This is a genomic window from Gilliamella intestini, from assembly GCF_900094935.1.
GTDB classification, from domain to species: Bacteria; Pseudomonadota; Gammaproteobacteria; order Enterobacterales; family Orbaceae; genus Gilliamella; species Gilliamella intestini.
The window spans coordinates 1-3,786 of record NZ_FMBA01000083.1 but is presented as its reverse complement, the minus strand read 5'-3'; the positions used below and the strand labels follow the sequence as shown (position 1 = coordinate 3,786).

Annotated in this window: 2 protein-coding genes and 1 pseudogene; 1 reads left to right on the top strand and 2 read right to left on the bottom strand. The window is 34.3% G+C overall.

The window, feature by feature from the left end; translation table 11 throughout:
* Window positions 1-34 precede the first annotated feature (34 nt).
* A pseudogene (locus GA0061080_RS11975) lies at window positions 35-320 on the bottom strand (helix-turn-helix domain-containing protein); the annotation flags it as partial.
* Window positions 321-558: 238 nt separating this feature from the next.
* Between GA0061080_RS11975 and GA0061080_RS11970 the strand changes: the two are divergent.
* Window positions 559-3,156, top strand: a complete 2,598-nt coding sequence (locus tag GA0061080_RS11970) for an autotransporter outer membrane beta-barrel domain-containing protein (protein WP_167349243.1) — start codon at window positions 559-561, stop codon at window positions 3,154-3,156.
* 115 nt (window positions 3,157-3,271) lie between these two features.
* Here GA0061080_RS11970 and GA0061080_RS11965 read toward each other — a convergent pair.
* A partial coding sequence (locus GA0061080_RS11965) for an MATE family efflux transporter (RefSeq protein WP_245174552.1) occupies window positions 3,272-3,786 on the bottom strand: 515 nt, incomplete at its 5' end.

Sequence of the window (3,786 nt, the reverse complement as noted above, 5' to 3'; positions counted from 1 at the left end):
CCTACATAATAGGTATCTTGTGCACATAAATAACCCGACGGAGTTGATTGGTAACCTTATGTTGTCCATAAGCTGGATATTCATAGGCCATATTGACAACGGCTTGTTCTATATGCAGCTCTACCCGATTTTTTTCGATAGGCTTTTTACGACTGATTTCTTGAAGCGCAAGCTCACCCCTTGCTCATACAATTTTTTAAAGCAATAATAACTATCTCGCTGTATCCCATAACTTTGCAAGCTTGTTGAACGTTACCGAGTTGCTTAGCTAATTCTAGCAGTCCTAATTTAGGTTTAATAATTTTGGCAGTTTGATTCATTTCTGACTCTCCTTATTACGTTATGAAATAACTTGAATGTCAGGTTAAGTAAAGACTATTCACTATTAAACCACCTTTAAATTAAAAAGTTGATAATATTAATCTTTTATAATAAAAGTTAATATCGAACAATTAAATGTTGATTGATTTACCAATTCGATCGATACTGTGGCAGTATAATTCTTACTGTTATCACGAATTATATTTAGGTTTAACAATAGAAAAGGGAAAATTTTTAATGAATAAAATTTATGGAGTTATAAAAAATCAGCAAGGAGAATGCCTAGCTGTATCTGAACTAGCTAAAGGTAGAGGGAAAAAAGCAAAATCTTTACTAATTAAAACAGCTGTAGCAGGAGCTATATCAACATTTATTGCAGGTGGTGCTTTAGCGGCAATAATACCGATAGAATCAAATGAAACAATAAAAGGTGATGGCTCTGGAACCATTCAAGGTGGGGTTAGCACTGATGAACATTTTGTAGGTATGGATGGTACAGGAAGCTTGATTATTAGTGATCAAGGTTCACTTACAACAAAGAGAATCATGGTAGGAAAAAATGAAGGCAGTTCAGGTCAGTTAATACTTGATAATGGGCATCTTACCAGTACTGTGGGTAGTGTTTATTTAGGGGGTGGTGGCGATGCTGATATTTTAATCACAAACGGCGGCACTTTTACAAATACTGGATGGGCTTCAACGAGTATTGCGTATGACAGTAGCTCTAATGCAAAAGTAACTGTATCTGGTAACGGTAGTGTATTAAGTCAACGTCATGATATAAGTATAGCTAATGATGGTAATGCTGTAGTTAATATACTTGATGGAGGTGTCGTTAATTCTTCTAGAGGTGCATTTATAGGTACTGAAGATGGAAATGCAATTATAAATATTGATGGCCAAGGCTCGGCTTTCAATTCAGCAGGTCTGAGGCTTGGAACTCAAAATACAAACAAGAAAGGTTATGGTGAAATCAATATTACTAACGGCGGAAGTCTGAATGTTGAAGATGGAGACGCTTATAAAGAATTAATTGTTAGACATGGTAAAATTTTAGTTGATGGTGAAGGTTCACAATTAAATGCCACGAAACAAGTAAAAGTGTTTAATCACACCAAAACTGATTTAACAAGTGAGATAACTGTCTCTAATAATGCAACCATGAAAGTCAAAGCTGATGCAAATGGTGATAATGAAGGTATACTTATCGGAAAAAGTGGTGCAGTAAATATCGGTGGAGCTATTGGTAAAGAAGCGGAAAAAGCCGGTACGATTGATACTCCTATCATCAATTTAGAGGATGACGGTCAGTTAAATTTCAATCATACTGATGACGATTACCAAGTATCATGGGATATAAGTGGTGAAGGTCAAGTTAACGTTGTTTCAGGGGATAACTTTGTTAATGGTAAACATACTTATAAAGGCAAAACCAATATAACTGGTGGTTCTTGGAATGCAAATGGTGAAAATGTCTTTAGCCCTGATTCTGATTATAATATTGGTAAAGATGGTTCACTAAATTTAAATGATTATAATCAAACAGTGGGCAATGTAGTTAATGGTGGTACTATTGATTTAGGTAAAAACTCGGCAGATACAGTATTAACCGTTGATGGTGATTACCATGGTGATAATGGCAAACTAAATATTTATACTGATCTTGAAAAAGAAACATCAGACAAAATGGTGGTAAAAGGTAATGCAAGTGGTAAAACAGATATCAATATTGTAGAAATCAATAGTAAAAATATCGATAAAGGTGAAATTACCGATTTTATTGATGTTAATGGAAATGACGAAGCTGAATGGAACGTTATTGAAAAAACAGATAGCGCCTTTGATTACATAGTTGGTAAGGATGAGAATGGCCATTTAGTAATAAAATACACCAATGCATTTTCAAATGTCCGTAAATCACCAGTGGCAGGTTCTGTATTTGCCAATCAGATGGCGGCATTAAATATGTTCCGTCACAGTGCACATGATAGAGATACCTCAATTTATGTACCAGAATCGAATGTTTGGATGAGTTACAAATACAATCGCACACAAAGTGATTTATTTGGAGGCAAACAATCTGTAAACATTCGAACCTCAGTACTAGAAATGGGTGTTGATTTATTATCAGAACAACAATACAAAGTTGGTGTTTATGGTGGTTATGGTCATAGTTCAACTGACACCAACCAAAAACACAGTGTACGTAAAGGGGATGGAAGCGTTACAGGATACAACTTAGGAATTTATGGTAACTGGAATGAGCAAGAAAATGGTGCAGGTTTATACGTTGACACATGGGCTCAATACAGTTGGTTTAAAAACAAAACCTCAACGCATTTATCGGCATTAAGACACTTCTCAAACGATTATAATGGTAAGGCAATTACCGTATCATCTGAAGCCGGTTATGGTTTAGTTCTTCACGAAGGTGTAGATAAAAATTGGTTACTTGAGCCACATGCACAGTTAGGCTATACTTGGTCAGACAGCCATAACTTTAAGTTAGGTAAACAAGGTGTGGTAAGTAATATTAATGGTGATGGTATGCAAATGCGCCTTGGTGCAAGATTTTATGGTCAAAGTACTAAAGAAGGTTATGGTGTATTACCATTTATAGAAGCTAACTGGTTGTATGATTCTTCTTCACCGGAAGCAAAAATCAACGGTAAACATGTTGAATCAGACGTAAATAAAAACTATATGGAATTAAAAGTGGGTGTGAACGGTAATTTAACTAAATCACTCAGTAGTTATGCTCAATTAAATAACCGATTTGGTAGCAACAACTATCATCAACTTGGTGCACAAATTGGTTTGAACTACTCATTCTAATAATTCTAAAAAATTCAATAAAAGAAAAAGCAGTACTTAATTGGTGCTGCTTTTTTTTTATATCTATATTAAATAATTTATCTAATCCAAATGCTCAATTTAATTTAACTCAATTTTAATTGTGATTTTGTCTTTTTTTGATTGATTTAAAGTAACAATATAAAACAAGGCAAGCAGTACCAGTTGATAACAGATCGGCCGTTGGTGCTGCTGCCCAAACACCAGCAAAGCCAAAAAATAACGGCAGAATATAAAGGGCAGGTAATAAAAGCAAAATTTGTCTTGAAAGGCTTAATAAAATTGAAATTTTTGCCATACCAATGCATTGAAAAAAGCTTGTTGTTACCATTTGAAAACCAACAAAAACAAAAGAAAGTGTAGTAAATCGTAATGCAATAGCTGAAAGTTGTACTAAATCTTCTTCCGAACTAAACGCTCGTACTAACATATCTGGAATAAAAAAACCTAACACAAAACCTAAAGAAGTCACCACAGTTGCTACTTTAACTGCATAAAAAAAGGTGTTTTTAACTCTATCATAATTTTTAGCACCATAATTATAACCGATAATAGGTTGCATACCTTGGTTGATACCAATCACAATCATAATAATTAACGTTATAAGCCGGT